The organism is Streptomyces sp. NBC_01707 (assembly GCF_041438805.1).
Taxonomy (GTDB): Bacteria; Actinomycetota; Actinomycetes; order Streptomycetales; family Streptomycetaceae; genus Streptomyces.
In genome coordinates this window covers 7074056-7100220 of the sequence record NZ_CP109190.1, presented here as the reverse complement: position 1 = coordinate 7100220, position 26165 = coordinate 7074056, and the positions used below count along the sequence as shown (strand labels likewise).

The 26165-nt window shown below is 70.5% G+C and carries 21 protein-coding genes and 1 pseudogene; 14 read left to right on the top strand and 8 right to left on the bottom strand.

Going from position 1 to position 26165, the window contains the following annotated elements:
* Positions 1-276 precede the first annotated feature (276 nt).
* Entirely contained in the window at positions 277-1464 is a 1188-nt protein-coding gene (nadA, locus tag OG963_RS31785; RefSeq protein WP_093771513.1) for a quinolinate synthase NadA, read from the top strand.
* Positions 1465-1638: 174 nt separating this feature from the next.
* Here the strand turns inward: nadA and OG963_RS31780 are convergent, their stop codons facing one another.
* From OG963_RS31780 to OG963_RS31760, 5 genes are all read right to left on the bottom strand, one after another.
* A complete protein-coding gene (locus OG963_RS31780; protein ID WP_093771511.1) occupies positions 1639-4794 on the bottom strand; it encodes an efflux RND transporter permease subunit in 3156 nt (1051 codons plus the stop codon).
* Positions 4795-4959: 165 nt separating this feature from the next.
* Complete coding sequence (locus OG963_RS31775; RefSeq protein WP_093771509.1) at positions 4960-5655, bottom strand: response regulator transcription factor; 696 nt, start codon at positions 5653-5655, stop codon at positions 4960-4962.
* The gene (locus OG963_RS31770; protein ID WP_093772243.1) at positions 5652-6917 is read right to left on the bottom strand and encodes a sensor histidine kinase; all 1266 of its coding nucleotides are present in this window, start codon (positions 6915-6917) and stop codon (positions 5652-5654) included. The genes OG963_RS31775 and OG963_RS31770 overlap by 4 nt, the downstream gene beginning before the upstream one ends.
* Before the next feature lie 189 nt (positions 6918-7106).
* Positions 7107-7385 (bottom strand): hypothetical protein, encoded by a 279-nt coding sequence (locus tag OG963_RS31765; RefSeq protein WP_030933621.1) that lies wholly within the window; start codon positions 7383-7385, stop codon positions 7107-7109.
* A gap of 10 nt (positions 7386-7395) precedes the next feature.
* Positions 7396-8178, bottom strand: coding sequence for a PspA/IM30 family protein (locus tag OG963_RS31760; protein WP_030933623.1), 783 nt, complete (start codon positions 8176-8178; stop codon positions 7396-7398).
* 296 nt (positions 8179-8474) lie between these two features.
* Between OG963_RS31760 and OG963_RS31755 the strand changes: the two genes are divergently transcribed.
* The 3 genes from OG963_RS31755 to OG963_RS31745 all read left to right on the top strand — a co-directional run bounded on the left by OG963_RS31755 (position 8475) and on the right by OG963_RS31745 (position 11088).
* On the top strand, positions 8475-9074 hold the full coding sequence (locus tag OG963_RS31755; RefSeq protein ID WP_030933626.1) for a DUF3043 domain-containing protein: 600 nt from the start codon (positions 8475-8477) through the stop codon (positions 9072-9074).
* A gap of 107 nt (positions 9075-9181) precedes the next feature.
* Entirely contained in the window at positions 9182-9916 is a 735-nt protein-coding gene (locus tag OG963_RS31750) for a bifunctional 2-polyprenyl-6-hydroxyphenol methylase/3-demethylubiquinol 3-O-methyltransferase UbiG (protein ID WP_093771506.1), read from the top strand.
* A gap of 83 nt (positions 9917-9999) precedes the next feature.
* Positions 10000-11088 (top strand): S1C family serine protease, encoded by a 1089-nt coding sequence (locus OG963_RS31745; RefSeq protein ID WP_093771504.1) that lies wholly within the window; start codon positions 10000-10002, stop codon positions 11086-11088.
* 72 nt (positions 11089-11160) lie between these two features.
* On the opposite strand, the gene OG963_RS31740 is transcribed toward OG963_RS31745, so the two are convergent.
* Positions 11161-11370, bottom strand: a complete 210-nt coding sequence (locus tag OG963_RS31740) for a hypothetical protein (RefSeq protein ID WP_030933634.1) — start codon at positions 11368-11370, stop codon at positions 11161-11163.
* A 96-nt stretch (positions 11371-11466) separates the two neighbouring features.
* Here OG963_RS31740 and OG963_RS31735 point away from each other — a divergent pair, with 96 nt between their 5' ends.
* The 5 genes and pseudogenes from OG963_RS31735 to OG963_RS31715 form a co-directional block, all read left to right on the top strand.
* Positions 11467-12669, top strand: a complete 1203-nt coding sequence (locus OG963_RS31735) for a bifunctional adenosylcobinamide kinase/adenosylcobinamide-phosphate guanylyltransferase (protein WP_093929614.1) — start codon at positions 11467-11469, stop codon at positions 12667-12669.
* A gap of 34 nt (positions 12670-12703) precedes the next feature.
* Entirely contained in the window at positions 12704-13531 is an 828-nt protein-coding gene (locus OG963_RS31730; RefSeq protein WP_030933639.1) for a class I SAM-dependent methyltransferase, read from the top strand.
* Between the two features lie 115 nt (positions 13532-13646).
* Entirely contained in the window at positions 13647-14765 is a 1119-nt protein-coding gene (cobT, locus tag OG963_RS31725; protein ID WP_093771498.1) for a nicotinate-nucleotide--dimethylbenzimidazole phosphoribosyltransferase, read from the top strand.
* A gap of 89 nt (positions 14766-14854) precedes the next feature.
* Positions 14855-16636, top strand: coding sequence for a phosphatidylglycerol lysyltransferase domain-containing protein (locus tag OG963_RS31720; RefSeq protein ID WP_093929613.1), 1782 nt, complete (start codon positions 14855-14857; stop codon positions 16634-16636).
* Positions 16633-17367 (top strand): annotated as a pseudogene (locus OG963_RS31715) (hypothetical protein); the annotation flags it as partial. The gene OG963_RS31720 and the pseudogene OG963_RS31715, both read left to right, overlap by 4 nt.
* Here OG963_RS31715 and OG963_RS31710 read toward each other — a convergent pair.
* Positions 17313-18074, bottom strand: coding sequence for a hypothetical protein (locus tag OG963_RS31710; protein WP_371799721.1), 762 nt, complete (start codon positions 18072-18074; stop codon positions 17313-17315). The pseudogene OG963_RS31715 and the gene OG963_RS31710 sit on opposite strands and share 55 nt — an antisense overlap.
* Positions 18075-18161: 87 nt before the next feature.
* On the opposite strand from OG963_RS31710, the gene OG963_RS31705 reads away from it, so the two are divergent.
* On the top strand, positions 18162-18941 hold the full coding sequence (locus tag OG963_RS31705; protein ID WP_371799720.1) for an adenosylcobinamide-GDP ribazoletransferase: 780 nt from the start codon (positions 18162-18164) through the stop codon (positions 18939-18941).
* Positions 18942-18975: 34 nt separating this feature from the next.
* Here OG963_RS31705 and OG963_RS31700 read toward each other — a convergent pair whose 3' ends face one another.
* Positions 18976-19809: an endo alpha-1,4 polygalactosaminidase gene (locus OG963_RS31700; RefSeq protein ID WP_093771490.1), complete on the bottom strand. Its 834-nt coding sequence runs from the start codon at positions 19807-19809 to the stop codon at positions 18976-18978.
* Positions 19810-20070: 261 nt separating this feature from the next.
* Between OG963_RS31700 and OG963_RS31695 the strand changes: the two genes are divergently transcribed.
* The 4 genes from OG963_RS31695 to OG963_RS31680 all read left to right on the top strand — a co-directional run bounded on the left by OG963_RS31695 (position 20071) and on the right by OG963_RS31680 (position 25975).
* Positions 20071-21615 (top strand): leucyl aminopeptidase, encoded by a 1545-nt coding sequence (locus tag OG963_RS31695; RefSeq protein WP_093771488.1) that lies wholly within the window; start codon positions 20071-20073, stop codon positions 21613-21615.
* 327 nt (positions 21616-21942) lie between these two features.
* Positions 21943-23331, top strand: a complete 1389-nt coding sequence (lpdA, locus tag OG963_RS31690; protein WP_371799719.1) for a dihydrolipoyl dehydrogenase — start codon at positions 21943-21945, stop codon at positions 23329-23331.
* 98 nt (positions 23332-23429) lie between these two features.
* On the top strand, positions 23430-25199 hold the full coding sequence (gene sucB, locus OG963_RS31685; RefSeq protein ID WP_371799718.1) for a 2-oxoglutarate dehydrogenase, E2 component, dihydrolipoamide succinyltransferase: 1770 nt from the start codon (positions 23430-23432) through the stop codon (positions 25197-25199).
* 152 nt (positions 25200-25351) lie between these two features.
* The gene (locus OG963_RS31680; protein WP_030933660.1) at positions 25352-25975 is read left to right on the top strand and encodes a GntR family transcriptional regulator; all 624 of its coding nucleotides are present in this window, start codon (positions 25352-25354) and stop codon (positions 25973-25975) included.
* Positions 25976-26165 lie beyond the last annotated feature (190 nt).

Here is a 26165-nt window from a genome sequence, read left to right as displayed (position 1 = left end):
CGGACTGCTTGCCGACGTTGCAACCGTCGGGACCGCGGATTCATTCCGGGCCGAGCGCTTGCCTGTTCCTTTCATGCTCGCACACCGGTCCGGGAAGAGTCTGCGAGCGGGGCATCGCGGACCCGGGACGGGATGCGTCACATCGACGCGATCGGTGTCGTCAAAGTGACATGAAGCAGATATGATAGATAGCGTCAAATAGACGAAAAGACGTCCCGGTGCAAGCCCCGGCTCCACTGGAGCGGCCTGCCCCGCACTGACCGCAGAACAGAAAGGGTGCGTGACGTGACCACCGCCCAACCACTGGACGTCCAGCCGACGCCCCTCGCCCTGCTGCTCCTCGGCCGCGATGCCGACCCGAGGAGCGAGCGCGGCGTCGAGTGTCCTGGCGATCTGCCCTCCCCGTCCGACCCGGACCTGGTGGAGCGCGCCCGCGCGGCCAAGGAGAAGCTCGGGGACAAGGTCTTCGTCCTCGGCCACCACTACCAGCGCGACGAGGTCATCCAGTTCGCGGACGTCACCGGCGACTCGTTCAAGCTCGCCCGCGACGCGGCCGCCCGGCCCGAGGCCGAGTACATCGTCTTCTGCGGCGTGCACTTCATGGCCGAGTCCGCGGACATCCTGACCACCGACGACCAGAAGGTCGTGCTGCCGGACCTGGCCGCGGGCTGCTCGATGGCCGACATGGCCACTGCCGAGCAGGTCGCCGAGTGCTGGGACGTTCTGACCGAGGCCGGGGTCGCCGAGCAGGTCGTCCCCGTCTCCTACATGAACTCCTCCGCCGACATCAAGGCCTTCACCGGCCGGCACGGCGGCACGATCTGCACCTCGTCCAATGCGAAGCGGGCTCTGGAGTGGGCCTTCGAGCAGGGCGAGAAGGTGCTCTTCCTGCCCGACCAGCACCTGGGCCGGAACACCGCGGTCCGGGACATGGGGATGACCCTGGAGGACTGCGTCCTCTACAACCCGCACAAGCCGAACGGCGGCCTCACCGCCGATGAGCTGCGGAACGCGAAGATGATCCTGTGGCGCGGGCACTGCTCGGTACACGGGCGCTTCTCGGTGGAGTCCGTCAACGATGTGCGCGAGCGCATCCCGGGCGTCAACGTGCTGGTGCACCCCGAGTGCAAGCACGAGGTCGTGGCGGCGGCGGACTACGTCGGCTCGACGGAGTACATCATCAAGGCCCTGGAGGCGGCGCCGTCCGGCTCCAAGTGGGCGATCGGCACCGAGCTGAACCTGGTGCGGCGCCTGGCCAACCGGTTCGCGGCGGAGGACAAGGAGATCGTCTTCCTCGACAAGACGGTCTGCTTCTGCTCGACGATGAACCGGATCGATCTGCCGCACCTGGTGTGGACGCTGGAGTCGCTGGCCGAGGGCAACCTGGTCAACCGGATCGAGGTCGACCCGGAGACGGAGAAGTACGCGAAGCTGGCGCTGGAGCGGATGCTGGCGCTGCCGTAGGCGTCACGCCTGTGGGCGGGTGTTGTCCCCGCCCCTCCCTTTCCCGCCGTACCCGATGTGCCCCGGCCCCCGGCCCTCGAACGCCGGACGGGCCAGGACTGCCGGATCGGCCGGAGACACGCGGAAGGCCCCGGCACCGTTTCGACGGTGCCGGGGCCTTCCGCGTGCCCTGCGTCACGCCTTCGCGGGCTCCGGTTCCTCGGAGGTGGTCTCCTCCGGCTGGGCCGGGGCGGACAGGCCCGCCTTCTTCGCGCGCCTGATCGCCTTCTTCTTCGCGCGGCGCTCCTTGCGGAGCTCCACCATCGCGTACAGCGTCGGCACCAGAAGCAGCGTCAGCAGCGTCGACGTGACCAGACCGCCGATCACCACGACCGCGAGGGGCTGCGAGATGAAGCCGCCCTCGCCGGTGACGCCGAGCGCCATCGGGAGCAGGGCGAAGATCGTCGCGAGCGCGGTCATGAGGATCGGGCGCAGACGGTGGCGGCCGCCCTCGATGACCGCTTCGACGATGCCCATACCCTGCGACCGGTACTGGTTGATCAGGTCGATCAGCACGATCGCGTTGGTCACCACGATGCCGATCAGCATCAGCATGCCGATCATTGCCGGGACGCCCATCGGAGTGCCGGTGACGACCAGGAGGCCGATGGCGCCGGTCGCCGCGAAGGGGATGGAGACCAGCAGGATCAGCGGCTGGACGAGCGAGCGGAACGTCGCGACGAGCAGCATGAAGACGATCGCGATCGCGGCCAGCATGGCCAGACCGAGCTTCATGAAGGCGTCGTTCTGGTCCTCGGAGACACCGCCGATGGTGGCGGTGGCGCCGTCCGGCAGGTCCAGGGCGTCGATCTTCGACTGCAGCGAGGTGCTCACCGCGCCGGTGTTGTCACCGGTGGGGCGGGCCGTGATCGTGGCGGCGCGCTGGCCGTCGATCCTCGTCATCGAGACCGGGCCGGGGACCAGCTTCACCTCGGCGATCTGACCGAGCTTGACCCGGCCGAGCGAGAGGTTCTTCAGCTCGTCCATCGTGGTGGCCGGATGGGCGGACTTGATGACGACGTCGCGCTCCGTGTCGTCCATGATCGCCTTGCCGGACGGGGTGCCGCGCACCGCTCCGGCGACGGCCGCACCGAGCGTGGTCTGGTTGAAGCCGGCGGCCGCGGCCTTGTCGTTCGCCTTGACCGAGATGCGCGGGACGGACTGCGCCAGGTCGCTCTGGACGTCGGTGACGTCCTTGAGCTCGGCCACCTGCGTCCGCACCTCTTCGGAGGCCTTCTTCAGGGTGTCCGCGTCGGCGGACTTCACCACGACGCTCAGGTCCTGGCTGCCGAAGCCGTCGCCCGCGGCGATGGTGGTGTCACCGATGCCGTCGAGCTTGCCGAGGCCCTCGTCGATGCGCTTCTGGGTGGCGTCGAAGTCGGCCGAGTCCTTCAGAGTGACCTGGTACGAGGCCTGGTTGGATCCCGTACCGCCGCCGAAGGCCGCCATGAAGCCGGAGGAGCCGACGGTGACCTGGTAGTCCTTGACGCCCTTGTCGCCGTCGAGGAGCTTCTCGACCTTCTTGGCCGCCTCGTCGGCGGCCGTCAGGCTGGTGCCGGGGGCCAGCTCCTGCTTGATGGAGAGGACTTCCTGCTCGCCCTGGTCGAAGAAGTTGGTCTTCAGCAGCGGGGCCATGCCGAAGGTGCCGAAGAGCACGGCGACGGCGATCACGATGCTGGTGATACGGCGCCGGGTCGCGAAGCGCAGCACGGGGACGTACAGCCGCTGGAGCCGGCTGCGGGCCTCCTTCTCCTCTGCCTTGCGACGGGCCTCGTCCGGGTTCTCCGTGCTGCCCTTGGGAGCGCGCAGGAACCAGAACGACAGGACGGGGACCACGGTCAGCGAGACCAGCAGGGAGGCCAGCAGGGCCGCGGTGACGGTCAGGGAGAACGACCCGAACAGCTCGCCGACCATGCCGCCGACCAGACCGATCGGCAAGAAGACGGCGACCGTGGTGAGGGTCGAGGAGGTGACCGCGCCGGCCACTTCCTTCACCGCGGTGATGATCGCGGACTGACGCTCCTCGCCGTAGCCGAGGTGGCGCTTGATGTTCTCCAGGACGACGATCGAGTCGTCGACGACGCGGCCGATCGCGATGGTCAGCGCGCCGAGCGTGAGCATGTTGAGCGACAGGTCGCGGGTCCAGAGCACGATCAGGGCGAGGACCACGGAGAGCGGGATGGAGACCGCGGTGACCAGCGTCGAGCGGAGCGACGCGAGGAAGACCAGGATCACGATGACCGCGAAGAGCAGACCGAGCGCGCCCTCGGTGGTCAGACCGGAGATCGCCTTGGAGACGGCGGGGCCCTGGTCGGAGACGACGGTGAGTTCGGCGCCTGCGCCGAGGTCCTTGCGGAGGTCCGGGAGCTTGTCCTTGACCGCGTCCGAGATGGCGACGGCGCTGCCGTCCTTGTCCATCGTCGCCATCACGGCGAGGCTCGGCTTGCCGTTCGTCCGGGTGATGGAGACCGCGGTGGCCGGCTCCTGCTTCACCGTGGCGATGTCACCGACACGGACCGGCTTGCCGGGCTTGCCGGCGGCCGGGGTCTGACCGGCGACCCGCAGGTCCTCGATCTGCTTCAGCGAGGTGAAGGCTCCGCCGACCTGGACGGTGCGGCTCTTGCCCTGCTCGGAGAAGGAACCGGCCGGGACCGTGGCGCCGGCCGCCTGCAGGGCCTGGGCGAGGGAGCCGGCGTTCAGTCCGGCGGCCGCGAGCTTCTTGTCGTCGGGGGTGACGGAGACCTGGAGATCCTGGACACCGTTGACGGTGACCTGGCCGACGCCGTCGATGTCCTCCAGGGCAGGGACGACGGTGCGGTCCAGCTGGTCGGCGAGCGCCTGCTGGTCCTTGTCGGACGTGACGGCGAGGACGACGGTCGGGATGTCGTCCGTCGAACCGGCGATGACCTGCGGGTCGACATCGTCGGGCAGCTGGACGCGGGCGCGGTTGACCGCCTGCTGGATGTCGGCGACCAGCTGCTTCGTGCCCTCGTCGCCGAAGTCGAAGGACGCCATGATGACGGCGTTGCCCTCGCTGGCGGTCGAGGTGACGCCCGTGACTCCGTCGACGGACTTGATGGTGTTCTCGAGCGGTTCGACGACCTGCTTCTCGACCACATCGGGAGACGCACCCTGGTAAGGGGCGAGCACCGACACCATCGGGAGCTCGATGGTGGGCAGCAACTGCTGCTTGAGCTGCGGGATCGCGATCGCTCCGAAGACGAGCGCGACGATCGAGATCAGCCCGATCAGGGCCCTTTGCGCGAGGCTGAATCTGGACAGCCAGGACATGGGTGGGTCTCTCTTCTGTGGCTTACGCGGCAGGTGGGCGGGTGACTCGGGGACAGACCCGGCCCAGCTATACGATCGCTCATCCCCCGGGGCGAAAGCGTCGGTCCCAGGGTCGCATTCTTATGCGGCGCGTACCGCAGGTGGAGTACGCCACGGCTCCACCTGCTACTCCACCCGAGGGCGCACCAGGCCCGATTCGTAGGCAATTACCACCAATTGAGCCCGGTCGCGGGCGCCCAGTTTCGCCATCGCGCGGTTCACATGGGTCTTGACGGTGAGCGGGCTCACCACCAGGCGTTCGGCGATCTCGTCGTTGGAGAGCCCGCCCGCGACGAGGACCAGCACCTCACGTTCGCGACCGGTGAGCGCGCCGAGCCGCTCCGAGTACTCCGCGGCGCTCGGTCCCGAGCCGTCCGAACTGCCGCCCTGCGCAAGGAAGGTGGCGATCAGTCCTTTGGTCGCGGCCGGGGAGAGCAGTGCCTCGCCGCCCGCGGCGATACGGATGGCATTGAGCAGTTCAACGGGTTCCGCCCCCTTGCCGAGGAAGCCGGATGCGCCGGCCCGCAGCGACTGCACCACGTACTCGTCGACCTCGAAGGTGGTGAGCATGACGATCCGCACGCCCGCCAGCTCCGGGTCGGCGCTGATCATCCGGGTCGCGGCGAGCCCGTCCGTACCGGGCATCCGGATGTCCATCAGCACCACGTCGGCGCGCGTCGAGCGGGCCAGCGCCACGGCTTCGGCGCCGTCCGCCGCCTCGCCGACCACCTGCATGTCGGGCTCGGAGTCGACCAGCACCCGGAAAGCGCTGCGCAGCAGCGCCTGGTCGTCGGCGAGCAGGACCCTGATGGGCGGTGTCATGCGCGTTCCCCCGTCCGGCCCGCCGCGCCCGGCGACTCCGGCTCTCCCGTGCGGGCCTTGACCGGCAGGATCGCATGAACCCTGAATCCGCCGCCGTATCGGGGCCCGGCGGTGAGGGTGCCGCCGAGGGCGGTGACGCGTTCGCGCATGCCGAGCAGTCCGTGGCCGCCGCCGGCGGAGGTTCCCGTGCCTTCGGTCCGGCCGGTGCCGTTGTCGAGGACCGTCACCTCGGCCGTCTCCCCGACCCGTATGACACTCACCTCGGCCTTCGCCCCGGGGCCCGCGTGCTTCTGCACGTTGGTCAGCGCCTCCTGGATCACCCGGTACGCGGCGAGATCGACGGCTGCGGGCAGCGGGGCCAGACGGTCGGCGCACGCCACCTCGACCGGGAGTCCGGCTCGCCGGACCTTGTCCACCAGTTCGCCGAGGACGGCGAGGCCGGGGGCCGGCTCGGTCGGCGCCTCCGGGTCGCCGGACTGGCGCAGCAGCCCGACGGTGGCGCGGAGTTCGCCCAGTGCGGAGCGGCTGGCCTCCCGGACGTGGGCGAGCGCCTCCTTGGCCTGGTCGGGGCGCTTGTCCATGACGTGGGCGGCGACCCCGGCCTGCACATTGACCAGAGCGATGTGGTGGGCGACGACGTCGTGGAGATCGCGGGCGATGCGCAGCCGTTCCTCGGCGACCCGGCGGCGGGCCTCCTCCTCGCGGGTGCGCTCGGCCCGTTCGGCCCGTTCCCTGATCGCGTCGACGAACGCCCGCCGTGAGCGGACGGCGTCCCCGGCCGCACCGGCCATGCCGGTCCAGGCGAAGACCCCGAGGTTCTCCTGGCTGTACCAGGGGGAAGCCCCGAAGAGCATCGCGCACGCCGCCAGAACGCTCATGGTCAGCAGGCCGACCCGCCAGGTGGTGGGCCGGTCGGTGGCCGCGGCGACCGTGTACAGCGCGATGACCGCGCTCATCACCACCGGGGCGGGCGGGTCCACCACTACGAACTCGACGATCGTCAGCGCACCGGTGGCGGCGAGCACCGCCATGGGGTTGCGCCGCCGCAGGACGAGCACGGCAGCGCCAAGCACCATCAGGACCACGCTGGCCGGCTCGGGCGTGCGGGTGCCGAAGCTGGGCCCGTTCGGCGCGTTCGGGTCGGTGAACGACCCGACGATCATCGCGGCGAGCACGGCCACGGCAAGCGCGCCGTCGAAGGCGAGGGGATGGTCGCGCAGCCAGCGCCGCACGCGCGCGAACCCGGTTCCGAGGGTGGTCACGTCAAGCAACGGTACGGCGTGTCGCGCACGGATCCGGCCCATCCGCCTCCGGACCCGGACGCAGAACGCACCGATCCGGACGAACCGGCCCGGCAGCACGACGTACCGGTCCGAAAAGCGCTCCGCCCCGCGGCCGGCGGACCGGACACGGGGCGGAGCGCTTGCGTGCGGATGCTGGAGCGGCTGACGTCAGCCTGGGATCAGGCCGTCGTCGCTGAGCATGTCGCGTACCTCTTCGAGGGTGGCGTCGGGCGACGGCAGGATCAGTTCGGACGGCTCCAGGGAGTCGTCCGGCAAGGACGTGCCGAGCTCGCGCACCCTGGCGAGGAGCGCGTGGAGAGTGGTGCGGAAGCCTGGGCCGTCGCCGCTCTCCACCTCGGCGAGCAGTTCGTCGTCGAGCTTGTTCAGCTCGGCGAGATGACTGTCGGCCAGCGTCAGCTGGCCCTCCCCCATGATCCGAACGATCATGACGTCTGCCTCACTGCTTGTCGAACTTGTGCGGGGACTGCGACGACTGCTGCTGGGCGGCGTCCTGCGAGCCGCCCTCGATCGCCTGCTGCGGAGCGGAGCCGCCGGCCAGTTCGGCCTTCATGCGCTGCAGCTCCAGCTCCACATCCGTACCACCGGAGATCCGGTCGAGCTCGGCGGCGATGTCGTCCTTCGCCGTCCCGGTCGGGTCGTCGAGCGCACCGGAGGCGAGCAGCTCGTCGATCGCACCGGCACGCGCCTGCAGCTGCTGGGTCTTGTCCTCGGCCCGCTGGATCGCCAGGCCGACGTCGCCCATCTCCTCGGAGATCCCGGAGAACGCCTCGCCGATCCTGGTCTGCGCCTGGGCGGCCGTGTAGGTGGCCTTGATGGTCTCCTTCTTGGTGCGGAAGGCGTCGACCTTGGCCTGCAACCGCTGGGCCGCGAGAGTGAGCTTCTCCTCCTCGCCCTGCAGCGTCGAGTGCTGCGTCTCCAGGTCGGTGACCTGCTGCTGGAGGGCCGCCCGCCGCGACAGCGCCTCGCGGGCCAGGTCCTCACGACCGAGCGCGAGCGCCTTGCGGCCCTGGTCCTCCAGCTTGGACGTCTGGCCCTGCAGCTGGTTCAGCTGCAGCTCCAGGCGCTTGCGCGAGGTCGCCACATCGGCGACACCGCGGCGCACCTTCTGAAGCAGCTCCAGCTGCTTCTGGTACGAGTAATCGAGGGTCTCGCGCGGATCCTCGGCCCGGTCAAGGGCCTTGTTTGCCTTCGCGCGGAAGATCATCCCCATACGCTTCATGACACCGCTCATGGGCTTCGCGCGCCCCCTTCTGACGGACTGGGCTCCAGCACTCCAACAGAACCCACAGTACGGGCCCTGTCTCTATTACCGCACTGTTCGAGCAATGATGTGGTCCTCCCCAAGGACGACTGCTCCCGGTCACAGCTCCGGCCCAGGGAGTAGGTGGCCGTCAGGGAAACCGGCGGCAACGTCCGTTCTGCCCCTCTCAGGACACATGTGAGGACGCAGGCCGTTGCCGGATCGTTCCCGACCGGGCTGGGGTCGCCGCCGCCGACCCCGTACCCTTGGGTTTTGTGTTCCGTAGCCGTTCGAAGGAAGAGAAGGCGCCCACCTCCAAGGTGACGGCGGACCTCTCCACGCAGCCCCGCGACCCGCAGGCACCCAAGGGTCGCCCCACCCCCAAGCGCAGCGATGCCCAGTCGCAGCGCCGTCGTGCCTCCAGTGGTGCGCCGCTCGACCGCAAGGAGGCCATGAAGCGCCAGCGCGAAGCGCGCCGCGTGGACATGGCCAAGCAGCGGGAGGCGCTCGCGAGTGGCGACGAGCGCTACCTGCCGGCCCGTGACAAGGGTCCGGTGCGACGCTTCGTCCGCGACTTCGTGGACTCGCGCTTCTGCATCGCGGAGTTCTTCCTGCCGCTCGCAGTGATCATTCTGATTCTCAGCGTGATCCAGGTGCAGAACATCCAGAACATCTCGCTGCTGCTCTGGCTCGGCGTGATCGTGCTGATCGTCATCGACTCGATCGGTCTCGCGTTCCGGCTGAAGAAGCAGCTGAACGCGCGCTTCCCCGATACGCCGAAGCGCGGCGCGGTCGCCTACGGACTGATGCGTACGCTTCAGATGCGCCGGCTCCGTCTGCCGAAGCCGCAGGTCAAGCGCGGAGAGCGGCCCTGAGCACGGAGGTCTCCGGCTCAGTCGCCGGTCCATCCGTCGGCCCGCCTCGCCGCGGTACGTCCCCGTTCTCCGGGGCCTCTTCCACCTGGCTCAAAGGGCTCGGTGGGCTGCGCAACACCGTCCGCCAGGAACTGGTCGCCCGGCAGGTCGACGAGCAGATCGCCGCACGCTTCCCGGTCGGGCAGCGGCTGCGGGTCCTCGATGTGGGCATGGGACAGGGCACCCAGGCACTGCGGCTGGCGCGGGCCGGTCACACGGTGACCGGCCTGGAGTCCGAGCCGGAGATGCTGCGGGTGGCCCGTGAGGCACTCGCAGACGAGCCCGCGGGTATCCGGGAGCGGGTCCGGCTGATCGAGGGCGACGGCCTGGAGACCGGGGTACATTTCCTGCCGGGCAGCTTCGATGTGGTGCTCTGCCACGGCGTGCTGATGTACGTCCAGGAGCCGGACGCGATGCTGGCGGGCCTGGCCCGGATGCTGGCGCCCGGCGGACTGCTGTCCCTGCTCGTACGGAACGGGGACGCGCTGGCGATGCGGCCCGGCACCGCCGGGGACTGGGACGCCACGCTGACCGCGTTCGACACGGACGTGTACACCAATCGGCTGGGACTGACGGTCCGGGCCGACCGGCTGGACGACCTCACCGCCACACTCGCCGGGATCGCGGCGCCGCTGCATGCCTGGTACGGGGTGCGGATCTTCACGGACCACATGAGCAATGAGGTGGAACTGCCGGCCGCGGCGGAACTGGACCGGGTGCTGGCCGCGGAGGACCGGGCCGGGCGGACGGACCCGTACCGCAGGGTGGCGGCACTGCTCCATCTGTGCGGCGTGCGGGGCTGAGCGTCGCCCCGTAATTCCGGGCGCCCCACTCGATCGGCCGCGCGCAAAAGGCCGCCAATGGGGTTAAAAGCAATGATTCGGACATGGATGCTTCCCACTCACGTACCCGTGCCCGCCGGTTGCTGCTGCCGCTGACGGCAGGCCTCTGCGCCATCGCCCTGGTGAGCGGCTGCACCGGATCGATATCGAACGCGTCGCAGGCGGATCCCACGCCGTCGGGCGCGAAGCAGGCTTCGACGACCCCGTCCGCCGACGAGCTGCAGACCGATTTCCAGACCGTCATCAAGAACGTCCTGCCGTCGGTCGTGCAGATCGACGCCTCCAACAGTCTTGGCTCAGGCATCGTCTACGACGACAACGGCCATATCGTCACCAATGCCCACGTGGTGGGCGATGAGAAGACCTTCAAGGTCACCGTCGCCACCGGCGAGAAGGTGCTGAGCGCCTCGCTGGTCGCCGCGTATCCGGAACAGGACCTGGCCGTCATCAAGCTCGACGACGTGCCGAGCGGGCTGCAGCCGGCGGCGTTCGGTGACTCGGAGAAGGTCGAGGTCGGTCAGATCGTGCTGGCGATGGGCTCCCCGCTCGGGCTGTCCAGCAGCGTCACCCAGGGCATCGTGTCGGCGGTCGGCCGGACCGTGACCGAGAGCCGCGCGGGCGGGGGCACCGGGGCGACCATCGCGAACATGGTGCAGACCTCGGCGGCGATCAACCCGGGAAACAGCGGCGGCGCACTGGTCAATCTGGACAGTGAGGTGATCGGCATCCCGACCCTCGGAGCGGTGGACCCGGCGATGGGTGACAGCGCCGCGCCGGGCATCGGGTTCGCGATCCCCGCCTCGATGGTCAAAACGGTGGCCGACCAGATCATCAAGAACGGCAAGGTCACCGACTCGGGCCGGGCGGCACTGAACATCACCGGCCGCACGGTCGTCGACGACAACTACCAGCCGGCCGGGGTGGCGCTGGTCAGCGTCACCAAGGGTGGCGCCGCCGACAAGGCGGGGCTGCAGGTCGGCGACATCATCACGAAGATCGGCGACGTGCCGGTCACGACGATCACCTCGCTGTCGGAGGCACTGGCCGTCGACAGGCCGGGTCAGAAGGTCACGGTGACGTACATGCGCGACACCGCGCAGAGGACCGCGGACGTCACGCTGGGCGAGATCTGACCGCCTCGCAACCGCACTCGCGCATGCCCCGGGTACCGAGGAACGGCACCCGGGGCATGCCGGTGGAACGGGTCAGCCCTGGTCGGCCTGGAGACTCATGGGGCCGTAGATCTTCGTCGCGTCCTCGAACAGCGTCACCTGGTCCGCGCCGCCGTCGAGGAGTTCCTTCCAGAACTCGCCGATCCAGGACTCCGCGTCGCCCTGAGTCGTGAATTCCTCCGGCTGCAGGGCCGGCTCCGTCTCCGTACCGTCGGACTTCTCGAACCGCCACGTCCACGCCATGTCCGCCTCCTGGGTCACGTTGCTGCCCGCAGCCTAGTGGCTGGACGCGCGGGGTTGGTCGCGCAGTCGGTGCGGGGACGCGGGAGGATCAGGAGCGTGGAACTGACTCTGCTCGGCACCGGAGCCCCCGACGGGCTGCCTCGCCCCGAATGTCCGTGCGCCGCCTGCGCCACCGCCCGCGGGCCGCGGGCGCGGGCCGCGACCGCGTTGCTGGTCGACGATGCGCTGCTGCTCGATCTCACTCCGGGGGCCGTGTTCGCGGCCGCCCGTGCGGGGCATTCGCTGACCGGCGTTCGGCAGGTCCTGCTCACCCATCCGCACGACGGGCCCGCCATGGAGCTGCCCGCCGGGCTGCCCCCGGCCGCCCGGGTGCCGGACGGGCAGGAGCTGACACTGATCAGCGGGCACCGGATCCGGGCGGTGCCGATGGACGCGCCGGGGACCGGATACGAGGTGACGGCCCCGGAGGGCGAGCGGCTGCTGTACATGCCCCCGGGGGCCGCCCCCGCCGGTCTCGCCGACCGGGTGGGGCAGCCTTACGAGATGGTCGTCGGCGATGTGACCGGGCGGCCGGACGCGGTGGCCCGGCTACGCGCCGTCGAGGCGATCGGGCCGGCCACCGAGGTCATCGCCGTCCACATCGACCACGACGCACCGCCGGGCCCCGAACTGGACCGGCGTCTCGCGGCGTCCGGAGCGCGGACCGTGCCGGACGGGACGACCCTGGTGGTCGGCGACTACCGATCCGTACCGGACGTCCCGCGACGCACACTGGTGACAGGTGGTGCGCGGTCCGGGAAGTCGGTGGAGGCCGAGCGGCGTCTGGAGACGTTCCCCGAGGTGGTCTATGTGGCGACCGGCGGGGGCCGGGACGGCGACGCGGAGTGGGCTGCGCGCATCGGTCTGCACCGGGAGCGCAGGCCGGCCGCCTGGCGCACCGAGGAGACCTGTGAACTGGCGCAGCTGCTGGAGTCGGACGGGCCGCCGCTGCTGATCGACTGCCTGTCGCTGTGGCTGACGGACGCGATGGACCGGGTGGACGCCTGGTCCGACGCGGCGTGGGCGAACGGCGGCGAGAACGCGTTGCGGGAGCGGATCGCCGAACTGGTCGGTGCGGTGCGCGGGACGCGGCGTACCGTCGTCGCCGTGACCAATGAGGTCGGCTCCGGTGTGGTGCCCGCGACGGCCTCCGGGCGGCGGTTCCGGGACGAGTTGGGCCGGCTGAACGCGGCGTTCGCCGACGAGTGCGAGCACGTACTGCTGGTGGTGGCCGGGCAGGCAGTGACACTGCGCGGCTGAGCGGACGGGACGGCGGAGCGGGAAGGGAGCGGACATGGCACGTGTACGGCCGATGCTGAACGGAGTGCCGGAGACCCTGTTGTGGACGCTCTACAACCGGGCGTACGAGGCGGGGCAGCCCTATCCCGTCATCGACGATCCGATGGCGCTGCAGCTGGTGGCGGACCTCGACTACCCCTTCGAGGAGCGGTTCGGGCGGCCGAACGCATTCCACTCGCAGGCGCAGGCGCTGCGTTCGCGCTGCTTCGACCTGGCGGTGGAGGGCTATCTGCGCGCCCATCCGCAGGCCACCGTGGTCGGGCTCGGCGACGGTCTGGAGACCGGATTCTGGCGGGTCGACAACGGCCGGCTCAACTGGCTGAGCGTGGAGCTGCCCGAGGTCGCCGCGCTGCGCCGTACGCTGCTGCCCTCGTCGGACCGGTTGCGGACGCTGTCCCGTTCGGCGACCGACCTCTCCTGGCTGGACGAGATCGAGGACCCGGTCGGCCGGGGTGTGGCCGTCACGACGCAGGGGCTGCTGATGTATCTGGAACCTGCCGAGGTACGGAAGATCCTGGCGGGCTGCGCCGAACGGCTGCCGGGCGGCGTACTCGTCCTGGACTCGATGGCGCGCTGGCTGGCGCGAGGGACGGTGACCGGTACGTCGAAGGTCGGCTCCATGACCGTCCCGCCGATGCGCTGGGCCATGAACCCTCACGAGCGGAAGAAGCTGCTCAGCGCGCATCCGAACATCACCGAGGTGCACGCCCTGGGGCTGCCGCGCGGCCGGGGTGCGATGGGCGAGCTGATCCGGCTCCAGCACCTGACCCCGGGTCTGCGGACGCTGACCCCCGCGATGACGCTGCTGCGGTTCGGGGCCTGACCCACCACCCGCCGCACTGACGGGGCCTCAGAAATGTGGCAGGTACTGTTCCGCAGTGAGCCCGGCGGCGGGCTCACCGGCCCACACCACGTAACGACCCGCGAGGCAGACCCCCGTGAATCTGGACGACTTCTCCGACCTGATCGAACGCCCCGACGGCGGCGTACGGCGTGACGCCGAGGAACGCCGGGAGCGGCTGATCGTGCCCCCGGGCGCCCTCGGTCGCCTCGACGAGCTGGGCGAATGGCTCTCGGCGGCGCAGCAGGCCGTACCGGTCAAGCCGATCGAGCAACCGCGCGTGGTGCTCTTCGCCGGGGATCACGGGGTGGCCGAGCTGGGTGTCTCGGGCCGCGCGGCCGGGACCGCGCACGAGCTGGTGCGGGCCACCCTGGACGGTGCGACGCCGCTCGCCGTGCTGGCCCGCCGCTTCTCCGTACCGGTGCGGATCGTCGACGCCGGTCTGGACTGCGATCCGGAACTGCTGCCCGAGTCGGTCGTCCGTCACCGGGTGCGGCGCGGCAGCGGCCGGATCGACATCGAGGACGCGATGACGGCCGAAGAGGCCGAGCAGGCGGTACGACTCGGGATCGCGATCGCCGACGAGGAGGCCGACTCGGGCACCGATCTGGTGGTGCTCGGCGATCTGAGCGTCGGCGGCACCACTGCGGCGTCCACGTTGATCGCGGCGCTGTGCGGCACGGACGCCTCGGTGGTCACCGGGCGCGGCGGTGCGGGCATCGACGATCTCGCCTGGATGCGCAAGTGCGCGGCGATCCGGGACGCGTTGCGACGGGCCCGGCCGGTCCTCGGTGACCAGCTGGAGCTGCTGGCCACGGTCGGCGGCGCCGACCTGGCGGCGATGACCGGATTCCTGCTGCAGTGCGCCGTGCGCAGACTGCCGGTGATCCTGGACGGCGTGGTCTCCTCGGCGTGTGCGCTGGTCGCCCAGCGGGCCGCTTTCCGGGCGCCGGACTGGTGGCTGGCGGGCCAGGTGAGCGGTGAGCCGGCACAGACGAAGGCGCTGGACCGGATGGCGCTCAACCCGCTGCTCGACCAGGGCGTCGTCGTGGGCGAGGGGAGCGGAGCCGTGCTGGCGCTTCCCCTCGTGCAGGCCGCGGCCGCGCTGGCGGCGGAACTGCCGGAGCGCGCACCGTCGGACACCGGCGAGGACGTCGAGAAGGACGGCGACGAGGCCGGGACGACCGGCGCGAACGGCGACTCGGCCGACGACTGACAGACCCTGTCGAGCTGCGGCCGCCGGCCACGGACACCGGCCGCAGCGCAGCCCCTCGTGAAGCGTGATGCCCCATATGATCGCTTTTCATGGGAGAGGTCCGATTGGCCGGCGGGGGTGCCCGGCGGAGCACCGTCCGCTCACGGCGCAGCGCGGCATTCGCCATCTGGTACCTGCGCGCCGTGTCGTTCATCAATTTCCTGAGCGCTGTCTGGGTCACGCTCGGCCAGGACCTCCGCCGGCACAACACCGAGAACTACTTCACGCCCTATCTGCTCACCGCGGGCTTCTCCTCCGGGGTGGTGGCACTCTTCCTGGCGGTCACCATGCGCCGCCGCAAGCGGGCCGCGTGGATCCTCAACATGGTGCTGAGCGGTCTGCTGCTCCTGCTCTTCGCCTTTGTGATCTCGTTCCCGGAGATCCGGCAGTACCCGCAGAACTGGATCTCCCTGGCACTGACCGCGGCGTTCGTCCTGGCACTCCTCCTGGGCCGGCGCGAGTTCTACGCCAAGGGCGACAGATCCAACCCGCGGCTGGCGGCCGTCGTCGCCGTCGGCGGCCTGCTGATCACCTCGCTGATCGCGACGCTGCTCGTCACCGTCACCAACACGGCGCACGACGAGTACCGCTCGACGTTCCTCGACCGCTGGCGCTACGGCGCGCTGCGGCTGGTCTCGGTCGCCTCCGACAACTCCCGCTTCCCCGGCATCACCGTGCCCGGCTGGGTCGATGTCGTCATCAACATCCTGTCCACCCTGCTGCTGATCGCCGTCGTGTACGCGGCCTTCCGCTCCCGCCGGGCCGTCGACCCGATCACCCCGCAGGACGAGGACCGGCTCCGCGTCCTGCTGGACAGGAACGGCGACCGCGACTCGCTCGGATACTTCGCGCTGCGCCGGGAGAAGAGCGTCGTCTGGTCGCCGACCGGGAAGGCCGCCGTCGCCTACCGGGTGGTCGGCGGGGTCTCGCTCGCCTCCGGTGATCCGATCGGCGACCCGGAGGCCTGGCCCGGCGCGATCGAGCCGTGGCTCGCCGAGGCCCGCGAGCACGGCTGGATCCCCGCGGTGATGGGGGTGAGCGAGGAGGGCGGCACGGTCTACGCCCGGCACGGCCTGGACGCGCTGGAACTCGGCGACGAAGCGATCGTGGAGACGGCCGAGTTCACCCTCGAAGGGCGGGCGATGCGGACCGTCCGCCAGGCGTACAACCGGGTCAAGCGCGCCGGGTACGAGGTGACCGTCCGCCGCCACGCGGACATCCCCGACGACGAGATGGCCGAACTGCTGCGCCGCGCCGACGACTGGCGCGACGGGGAGACCGAGCGCGGCTTCTCGATGGCGCTCGGACGGCTCGGCGATCCGGCGGACGGACAGTGCGTGATGCTGGTGTGCCGGGACAGCGGTGACGCCCCGGGGCAGGGCGAGTTGCGTGCCGTACTGAGCTTCGTCCCCTGGGGTCCGAACGGTCTCTCGCTGGACCTGATGCGCCGTGACCGGAACTCCGAGAACGGCCTGATGGAGTTCATGGTCATCGAACTCCTGCAGCGTGCACCGAAGATCGGGATCACCCAGGTGTCGCTCAACTTCGCGATGTTCCGGTCCGTCTTCGAAAGGGGATCACGGCTCGGCGCCGGACCGGTGCTGAGGCTGTGGCGCTCGCTGCTCAGCTTCTTCTCACGCTGGTGGCAGATCGAGTCGCTCTACCGCGCCAACGCCAAGTACCGACCGATCTGGGAGCCGCGCTTCATGCTCTTCGAGAAGAGCTCCGACCTGCTGCGCATCGGTATCGCCGCAGCCCGCGCCGAGGGGTTTCTGGAGGCTCCCGGCCTGCCCAAGTGGATGCACCGCTCGCATCTGGGGACCCGTAGATGAGACCGGTGACCGCGCTGCGCGCGGCCGCCCGCCGCGAGTGGGGGCCGCTGGTGTCGACCGTGCGCGGCGCGCTCACCGACTCCCGGCTGCGGGCCGTGCCGATGACGCTGGGGGCGGTCTGCCTGACGGCCCTGCTCCAGGTGGTGCAGAACCAGTCCTGGGGCCGGCGGCCGGTGCACGTCCTCGGTTCGGTCCGGGCCGAGGACCCGCTGTGGATCGCCCTGCTGCGTACCCCGCTGTCGCTGTTCGTACCCGCACCGGATCTGCCGGTGTGGGGTGCGCTGGCGCAGGTCCTGGTGGTGTTCGGGATCGCCGAGATCCGTCCGGGCCGGAGGCGCACCCTGCTGATCGCGTACGTCGCGACGCTGGCCGGTACGCTGTACGCACGGGTGGGCGTCGCGGTCGGCCCCGACGGGCTGTTCGGACTGCCCGCGTCGGACGCGAAGGTCGTCGACACCGGCCCGTCGGCGGCGGTGGTCGGGATCGCGGTGTATCTGTGCCACGTCTACCGAGCCTGGTTCACCGGGGCGGTGGTGATCGCCGCGATGGTCGTCGAGGTGGCCCTCAAGAACAACCTGGCGGGCAAGGAGCATCTCGCGGCGATCGTCGCGGTGCTGATCCTGTGCGGCTTCACGGTCCGGCACGACCGGCGCCGCCATCTGCGCGCCCGCCGTGGTCAGGACTTGCGCACCGGGGCCGGGATCCGGTCGGGTGCGCCGCCGATCAGATCCTCGAATCTGCGGCGCGGGCCGACCCAGCGCCGGTCGTGGTGGTACGCCCGCAGCACCGCCCTGGAGCGGGCGCGGTGCCGGTTGCGGTAGAAGCGCTTCGCCCACTTCGACGTCGGCCTGGCCAGCCGGATCGCGCCGAAGAGAGCGACGAACGGCACCAGGGCGCCGATCACCGCCATCCGGGCCTTGCCCTTGAAGAGCGCGATCAGCACGAAACAGAAGTTCACCAACAGGGTCAGTACGATGCCGAGCCGCCCCTGCTCCTGATCGCTGGTCAGTTCGTTCACCCCGAGCGGCGAGAAGCCGCCGAGGAGGAGCAGGACGAGCGCCGCGGTGAGGACGACTACCTCCACGCTCTGCCGACCCTCCTCGGTCCAGTACACATCGTCGAGATGGAGGATCAGCGCGAACTCGTCCAGCACCAGCCCCGCACCCATCCCGAAGATCACCGCGCAGACGCCCGCCGTGACACCGTGCCGCCCGCTGGAGACCGCACCGAAGCCGCCGATCACCGTCAGCACCACACCGGGCACCACGTGATGGACGTGCAGGCCACCGGGTGTGATGTTGCGGAACGGTCCCTTCCCGGCCCTGATCAGCCGGGTGATGAGACGGGTGACGGCGAAGGTCAGCACGAAGGCGGCCAGCGCGAGGAGCAGGGGCAGCTTCCCCGGCTCGACGAAGTTCTGATCGAACCAGTGACCCATGCCACCCTCTCCCGATGATCCATTTTGTGGCGGTCTGCAGCGTTTCGGCCAATCTATCGACCCGGAGGAGCGATTAGCCTGCGCGCCGTGACCTCCCCGAACAGCCACGGCATACGTTTCGCCTTCGGCACCCTGACCGTCCTCCCCGTCCGCGTCACCCGGTGGGACCGTGAAGCGGCCCGCGCCGGGATGCTGTGCGCCCCGCTCGCCGGTCTGGTGGTGGGGCTGTCGGCGGCGGTGCCCGGTGCACTGTTGCTGCTGTTCGGCTCGGGGCCACTGCTCGCCGCGGTCGCCTCGGCCGCGGTGCCCGCGGTCCTCACGAGGGGACTGCATCTCGACGGCCTCGCGGACACGGCGGACGGGCTCGGCAGCGGCAAGCCCGCCCAGGACGCGCTGCGCATCATGAAGCAGTCCGACATTGGGCCATTCGGTGTGATCACCCTGCTGTTCGTTCTGCTGGCCCAGGTCGCCGTCCTCCACCAGCTGTACGGGCGGGGCTGGGCGTACGGCGCGATGGCGGCGGTCGTCGCCGGGGTCACCGCCCGGCTCGCGCTCACGCTGGCATCCCGTCAGGGCGTACCGCCGGCCCGACCGGATGGGCTGGGGGCGGCTGTGGCGGGCACGGTTCCGCTGCGGGCGGCGGCAGGCGCGGCCGCGGTGGTGGTGGCCGCGTGCGCGGGGGCGGGGGCGGTGTTCGGCGGGTACGCGCCGTTGCACCAGGGGCTTGCCGTGCTGGGCGGTCTGGCTCTTGCCCAGGTGTTGCTGCGGCACTGCGTACGGAGGTTCGGCGGGGTCACGGGGGATGTGTTCGGGGCGGTCGCGGAGGTGGCGGCGACGGGGGTGCTGGTGGGACTGGCGCTGGGCTGAGAGAGTGCGGGGCGGCCAGACAACCGATATGGCGTCAATTGCCGGAGGGGCTCGACGTACAGCTGCGGCGCCAGACTCCGAGGTCGTACTTCTTGCGCAGTGAGCTCAGGCGCAGCTTCTTCGACTGCGGGCAGAACCGTGCCACCGGCACCTCGTACTCCGCGTGGAACACCGCCTTGTCCGCCTCGATGAACGGTGTGAGGGCGGCACACTCGTCGTACTGCGCGCACTGCTCGTTGACCGCGAAGTCGAAGTCCGGCTCCAGCTGCGGGATCTGGTCCAAGTCGTTCTTCAGGCCGACGGCCAGTCCGTGGCGGTGGGCGATGCGGGCGACGAGCCGGTTGTAGCGCAGCTGGTCGGAGGCGGTCAGCGCGAACCCCGTCCGGTTGCGGTAGCCGTCCATGTTGTCGGGTTCCACCGCGTCGAAGCCCTTCCTCGCGCACATCTCGATCCGAGCCTCCATCAGCGGTTCCAGCACGTCCGTGCGGCGGATGTCGAGCCAGCGCTCCCCCGGCCAGCCGTTGCCCCGTCCCCGTAGCGAGGCGGGAAACCTCGCGGCGTCCGGGCGGAAGTCCTCCCAGGCACCCGTGGAGACGTAGCAGATGACCTTGCGGCCCCGGCGGTGCAGATCGGCGACCGCCGACGCGTCGCGCTCGAAGCCGTCGATGTCGTACACCGGGGCGTCCACGGTGGGATCGAGGGCGCCGGAGAGCTGCCACTGCCAGTCGGCACCGGGCCTCGGCCGCCAGCGCTCCGCGGGGGCGGATTCCGGCGTCGAGGCGCAGCCGGCCAGGACCGCCGACAGAATCAGTACGGCTGTCAGCGCCGGTCCCGGTCCCGACCTGTGTGCAGCCCGCTGGGCGCGCATCCCTCTCCCCCGTTCGCTCCGGCACTGCCAAACGACCCTACTGGCAAGGGCGTTCGCGGCTCGGGGACCCCGGCCCGGGCCGGCCGGCGCCGGGGCCGTACCGCCGGAACGGGTCGCAGACGGCCCGCCGACGTGATCCGGCAGCAAAGGCGCGCGTAGGCTCATTACCGGCACATTGCGGCGGCGTCTACGATGCGCCGGGCACGGTCGGCCCACCCCTCGACCGACAAATGAACTCAACGGAAGCGAGATTTCACCACCGTGACTGCTCTCACTCTCAGCACTGCCGGTGCGGCGACGCTGCGCGCCGACGCACTCGTCGTCGGCGTCGCCAAGGGCGCCAAGGGTCCGGTCGTCGCACCGGGCGCCGAGGCCGTGGACAAGGCGTTCGACGGAAAGCTCGCCACCGTCCTGGAAACCCTCGGCGCCTCCGGTGCCGAGGGCGAAGTCACCAAGCTCCCCGCGCCGGCCGGCCTCAAGGTCCCCGTCGTCATCGCGGTCGGGCTCGGTTCGGTCCCGGAGAAGGACGCGGCATTCGACGCGGAGGCCCTGCGGCGCGCCGCGGGCTCCGCCGCGCGTGCCCTGGTCGGTTCGAAGAAGGCCGGCTTCGCACTGCCGGTCGCATCGGTCGAGGACGCCGAGGCCGTCGCCGAGGGCGCGCTCCTCGGTGCGTACGCCTTCACCGCGTACCAGGGCGGCGAGAACAAGCTCGCCGCGAAGGACAAGAAGAACGGCAACGGCCCGAAGTCGCCGCTCGCCGAGGTCGCCCTGCTCGGCGCCAAGCCGCGCGACAAGGCCTTCAAGGCGGCCGCCGAGCGTGCCGTCGCGGTCGTCGAGGAGATCAACCGCGCCCGCGACCTGATCAACACCCCGCCGAACGACCTGTACCCCGAGTCCTTCGCCGCCGTGGCCACGGCCGCCGGCAAGGAGCACGGCATCAAGGTGCAGGTCCTCGACGAGAAGGCGCTCGTCAAGGGCGGCTTCGGTGGCCTGCTGGGCGTCGGCCAGGGCTCGACCCACGGCCCCCGCCTGGTCAAGCTCGCCTACACGCACCCGAAGGCGGAGAAGACCCTGGCCCTGGTCGGCAAGGGCATCACCTACGACTCGGGCGGCATCTCGCTGAAGCCGGCCGGTCACAACGAGACGATGAAGTGCGACATGAGCGGCGCCGCCGCCGTGTTCGCGACCGTCGTCGCGGCAGCCCGTCTGGGACTCCAGGTCAACGTCACCGGCTGGCTGGCGCTCGCCGAGAACATGCCGTCCGGCAACGCGACCCGCCCGGGTGACGTGCTGCGCATGTACAGCGGCAAGACCGTCGAGGTCCTCAACACGGACGCCGAGGGCCGGCTCGTCCTCGCCGACGCGCTGACCCGTGCCTGCGAGGAGAAGCCGGACGCGATCGTCGACGTGGCGACCCTGACCGGCGCGATGGTGCTGGCGCTGGGCCACCGCACCTTCGGCATCATGGCGAACGACGACGCCTTCCGTACCTCCATCCACGAGATCGCCGAGGAGGTCGGCGAGGCCTCCTGGCCGATGCCGCTCCCCGCCGACCTGCGCAAGGGCATGGACTCCCCGACCGCCGACATCGCCAACATGGGCGAGCGGATGGGCGGTGGCCTGGTGGCCGGCCTGTTCCTGCAGGAGTTCGTGGGCGAGGGCATCGCCTGGGCGCACCTGGACATCGCGGGCCCGGCCTTCCACGAGGGCGCGCCGTACGGTTACACGCCGAAGGGCGGCACCGGTTCCGCGGTCCGCACGCTGGTGAAGCTGGCGGAGCGCACCGCCGCCGGCGACCTCGGCTGAGGCAGCTGTGCACGTACGGCCCCGGGCATACGTCCGGGGCCGTACGTGTTCCCCCCTTGACGCCGCTGCACTGCGTCACGCGGGTTTCGCTCTCGACGAAATCCGTATGTCTCTACGCAGCGGTAACCCTCTGGAACGGACCATCAGCCGTCCCAGACCAGGGCCCCGCGTCCCGCCCACCGTCAACAAGTGCGAAGATGGGTTCTCGGCAGGACAGGGCCCCCACCACAGGGCCGAAAGACAAAAGCGGCCGAACACCAGCCGACCGGCCGGTCACACCCCAGCGACGGGGCCCGGCGTACGGCGCACATGCATGGAGGACGTGACGTGGCGAACGACGCCAGCACCGTTTTCGACCTAGTGATCCTCGGCGGTGGTAGCGGCGGTTATGCCGCGGCCCTGCGCGGAGCGCAGCTGGGCCTGGACGTCGCTCTGATCGAGAAGGGCAAGGTCGGCGGCACCTGCCTGCACAACGGCTGCATCCCCACGAAGGCGCTGCTGCACGCCGGTGAGATCGCCGACCAGGCACGCGAGGCCGGCCAGTTCGGCGTCAAGGCCACCTTCGAGGGCATCGACATCGAGGCCGTCCACAAGTACAAGGACGAGGTGATCACCGGCCTGTACAAGGGCCTGCAGGGTCTGATCGCCTCGCGCAAGGTGACGTACATCGAGGGTGAGGGACGGCTCTCCTCCCCCACCTCCGTGGACGTGGACGGCCAGCGCATCCAGGGCCGCCACGTGCTCCTGGCGACCGGCTCCGTGCCGAAGTCGCTGCCGGGCCTGGAGATCGACGGCAACCGCATCATCTCCTCGGACCACGCGCTGAAGCTGGACCGCGTCCCGCAGTCCGCGATCGTGCTGGGCGGCGGCGTCATCGGCGTCGAGTTCGCCTCGGCGTGGAAGTCCTTCGGCACCGACGTCACCATCGTCGAGGGTCTGAAGCACCTCGTCCCGGTCGAGGACGAGAACAGCTCGAAGCTTCTTGAGCGCGCTTTCCGCAAGCGCGGCATCAAGTTCAACCTCGGCACCTTCTTCCAGAAGGCCGAGTACACCGAGAACGGTGTGCGGGTCACCCTCGCCGACGGCAAGACCTTCGAGGCGGAGGTGCTGCTGGTCGCGATCGGCCGCGGTCCGGTCTCGCAGGGCCTGGGTTACGAGGAGGCCGGCATCGCGATGGACCGCGGCTACGTCCTCGTCGACGAGTACATGCAGACCAACGTCCCGACCGTCTCGGCCGTGGGCGACCTGGCCCCGACCCTCCAGCTCGCGCACGTCGGCTTCGCCGAGGGCATGCTGGTCGCGGAGCGGCTGGCCGGTCTGAAGGTCGTTCCGATCGACTACGACGGTGTCCCCCGGGTGACGTACTGCCACCCCGAGGTCGCCTCCGTGGGCATCACCGAGGCCAAGGCCAAGGAGCTCTACGGCGCGGACAAGGTCGTCGCTCTCAAGTACAACCTCGCGGGCAACGGCAAGAGCAAGATCCTGAAGACCGCGGGCGAGATCAAGCTCGTCCAGGTCAAGGACGGTGCCGTGGTCGGCGTCCACATGGTCGGTGACCGTATGGGTGAGCAGGTCGGCGAAGCCCAGCTGATCTACAACTGGGAGGCGCTGCCGGCCGAGGTCGCGCAGCTCGTCCACGCCCACCCGACGCAGAACGAGGCGCTCGGCGAGGCCCACCTGGCCCTGGCCGGCAAGCCCCTGCACTCCCACGACTGATCCGGTCAGGGCGCGACGACCGACACTTCCGCACTTCCCCGAGCTCGCGGTCCCGCTCGCGAGCCGGGGAGACCACATCCTTAGGAGCAACTGAAACCATGTCGGTTTCCGTAACCCTTCCGGCGCTCGGCGAGAGCGTCACCGAGGGCACTGTCACCCGCTGGCTGAAGGCCGAGGGCGAGCGCGTCGAGGTCGACGAGCCGCTGCTCGAGGTGTCGACCGACAAGGTCGACACCGAGATCCCGGCCCCCTCCGCCGGCATCCTCGCCTCCATCAAGGTCGCCGAGGACGAGACCGTCGAGGTCGGCGCCGAGCTGGCCATCATCGACGACGGCACGGGCGCACCCGCCGCCGCACCGGCTCCGGCCGCCGAGCCCGTGGCCGCGCCTGCCGCCGCCGCGCCGGCCCCGGTCGCCGAGGCCCCCGCCGCCCCGGCCCCCGCGGCCGCCGCACCGGCCGGTGGCGCCGCCGGTACCGACGTCACCCTTCCGGCGCTCGGCGAGAGCGTCACCGAGGGCACCGTCACCCGCTGGCTGAAGGAGGTCGGCGAGGAGGTCACGGAGGACGAGCCGCTGCTCGAGGTCTCCACGGACAAGGTCGACACCGAGATCCCCGCACCGGTCTCCGGTGTGCTGCTGGAGATCGTGGTCGCCGAGGACGAGACCGCCGAGGTCGGCGCCAAGCTCGCCGTCATCGGTGCCGCGGGCGCCGCTCCCGCAGCTGCCCCGGCCCCGGCCGCTCCGGCCCCCGTGGCCGCCCCGGCCCCGGTTGCCGCCGCCCCGGCCCCGGCTGCTCCGGCTGCCCCCGCTCCGGCTCCGGCCCCGGTGGCGCCTGCCGCCCCGGTTGCCGCTCCGGCTCCCGTGGCCGCCCCGGCTGCCCCGGTCGCCGCCCCGGCTCCGGTCACCCCGACCGCCCCGGCCGCGATCTCCGGTGACGAAGGCGCGTACGTCACGCCGCTGGTCCGCAAGCTCGCCGCCGAGAACGGTGTCGACCTCGGTGCGGTCAAGGGCACCGGTGTCGGTGGCCGTATCCGCAAGCAGGACGTCGTCGCCGCCGCGGAGGCCGCCAAGGCCGCCGCCGCTGCTCCGGCCCCCGTCGCGGCTGCCCCGGCGGCCGCGAAGGCGCCGAAGCTCGAGGTCTCCCCGCTGCGCGGTCAGACGGTCAAGATGACCCGCATGCGCAAGGTCATCGGCGACAACATGATGAAGGCGCTGCACTCGCAGGCCCAGCTGACCTCGGTCCTCGAGGTCGACATCACCAAGCTGATGAAGCTGCGCAACCAGGCGAAGGCCGCGTTCGCCGCCCGTGAGGGCGTCAAGCTGTCCCCGATGCCGTTCTTCGTGAAGGCGGCGGCCCAGGCGCTGAAGGCCCACCCGGTCGTCAACGCCCGGATCAACGAGGACGAGGGCACCATCACGTACTTCGACTCGGAGAACATCGGCATCGCCGTGGACGCCGAGAAGGGTCTGATGACCCCGGTCATCAAGGGTGCGGGCGACCTGAACATCGCCGGCATCTCGAAGAAGACCGCCGAGCTGGCCGGCAAGGCCCGCGGTGGCGGCCTGACCCCGGACGACATGTCCGGTGCCACCTTCACCATCAGCAACACCGGTTCGCGCGGTGCGCTGTTCGACACCGTCATCGTGCCGCCGAACCAGGCCGCCATCCTGGGCATCGGTGCCACGGTCCGCCGCCCGGTGGTCATCGACCACCCGGACCTCGGCGAGACGATCGCGGTGCGCGACATGACGTACCTCTCGCTCTCCTACGACCACCGTCTGGTGGACGGCGCGGACGCCGCCCGTTACCTGACCGCGGTCAAGGCGATCCTGGAGGCCGGCGAGTTCGAGGTCGAGCTCGGCCTGTAAGGCGGAGTACGGCTCGTTGTAACCAGCCTCACCAGCGGCGCCCCCGTCCGGACCACTTCCGGGCGGGGGCGCCGCCGTATTGTCTAGACACCACCGGTCGCCGCTTCGGCACCGACCGGTCGGCAGCGTCGGTTTCCCCGAAGGAGCCCCTCATGACCCCGCCCGTCGTCCACTCGCTGCGCGAACAGATCCGCGAGCACATCGTGGACGGGATCGTCAGCGGGCGCTGGAAGCCGGGCGAGCGGATCGTGGAGCGACGGATCGCCACCGAGCTGGAGGTCAGTCAGACGCCCGTGCGCGAGGCGCTGCGGGAGCTGGAGACCCTCCGGCTGATCGAGTCGGCGCCCAACAAGGGCGTACGGGTGCGAAATCTGACCGCCGCGGACCTGGAGGAGTCCTACCCGGTACGGGCCGGTCTCGAGCAGATCGCCGCGGAGCTGGCCGCTCCGACGCTCGGCGAGGACTGCTCGCGGCTGTCGCCGCACGTGGCGGCGTTGTACGAGGCCGACCGGCTGGCCGACGGCGAGGCGCAGGTACGGCACACGGTGGCGTTCCACCGGGAGATGGTGCGGGCCGCCGGCAACGCCGTGCTGCTGCACACCTGGGAGGGGCTGGGCATCGAGGTGTTCACGGCGCTCTCGATCCGCTGGCTGGGGACGGTGCAGAAGTCGTACGCGGAGGAGCACGAGGCGCTCATCGACGCGTTCCTCCGCAAGGACCCGGACATCGGTGCGCTGGCGAAGGCGCATGTCCTGGGGTGCGCGCCGCGCGCCTGAGGCCCGTGCGCAGATGGAGGCAGGGGTGCTCGACCGTGCGGTCACGCGCCCGGCTTGTTCCGATTTGGAACGTCACTCCGTGCCGCGGAACGGGGCACCGGATGCCAATTTCTTCATATCGAGAAGTTTTGCCTTTCATCCTTTGATCGATCATCGATCAGCGATTTAGAGTTCATTTCGCGGGCCCACC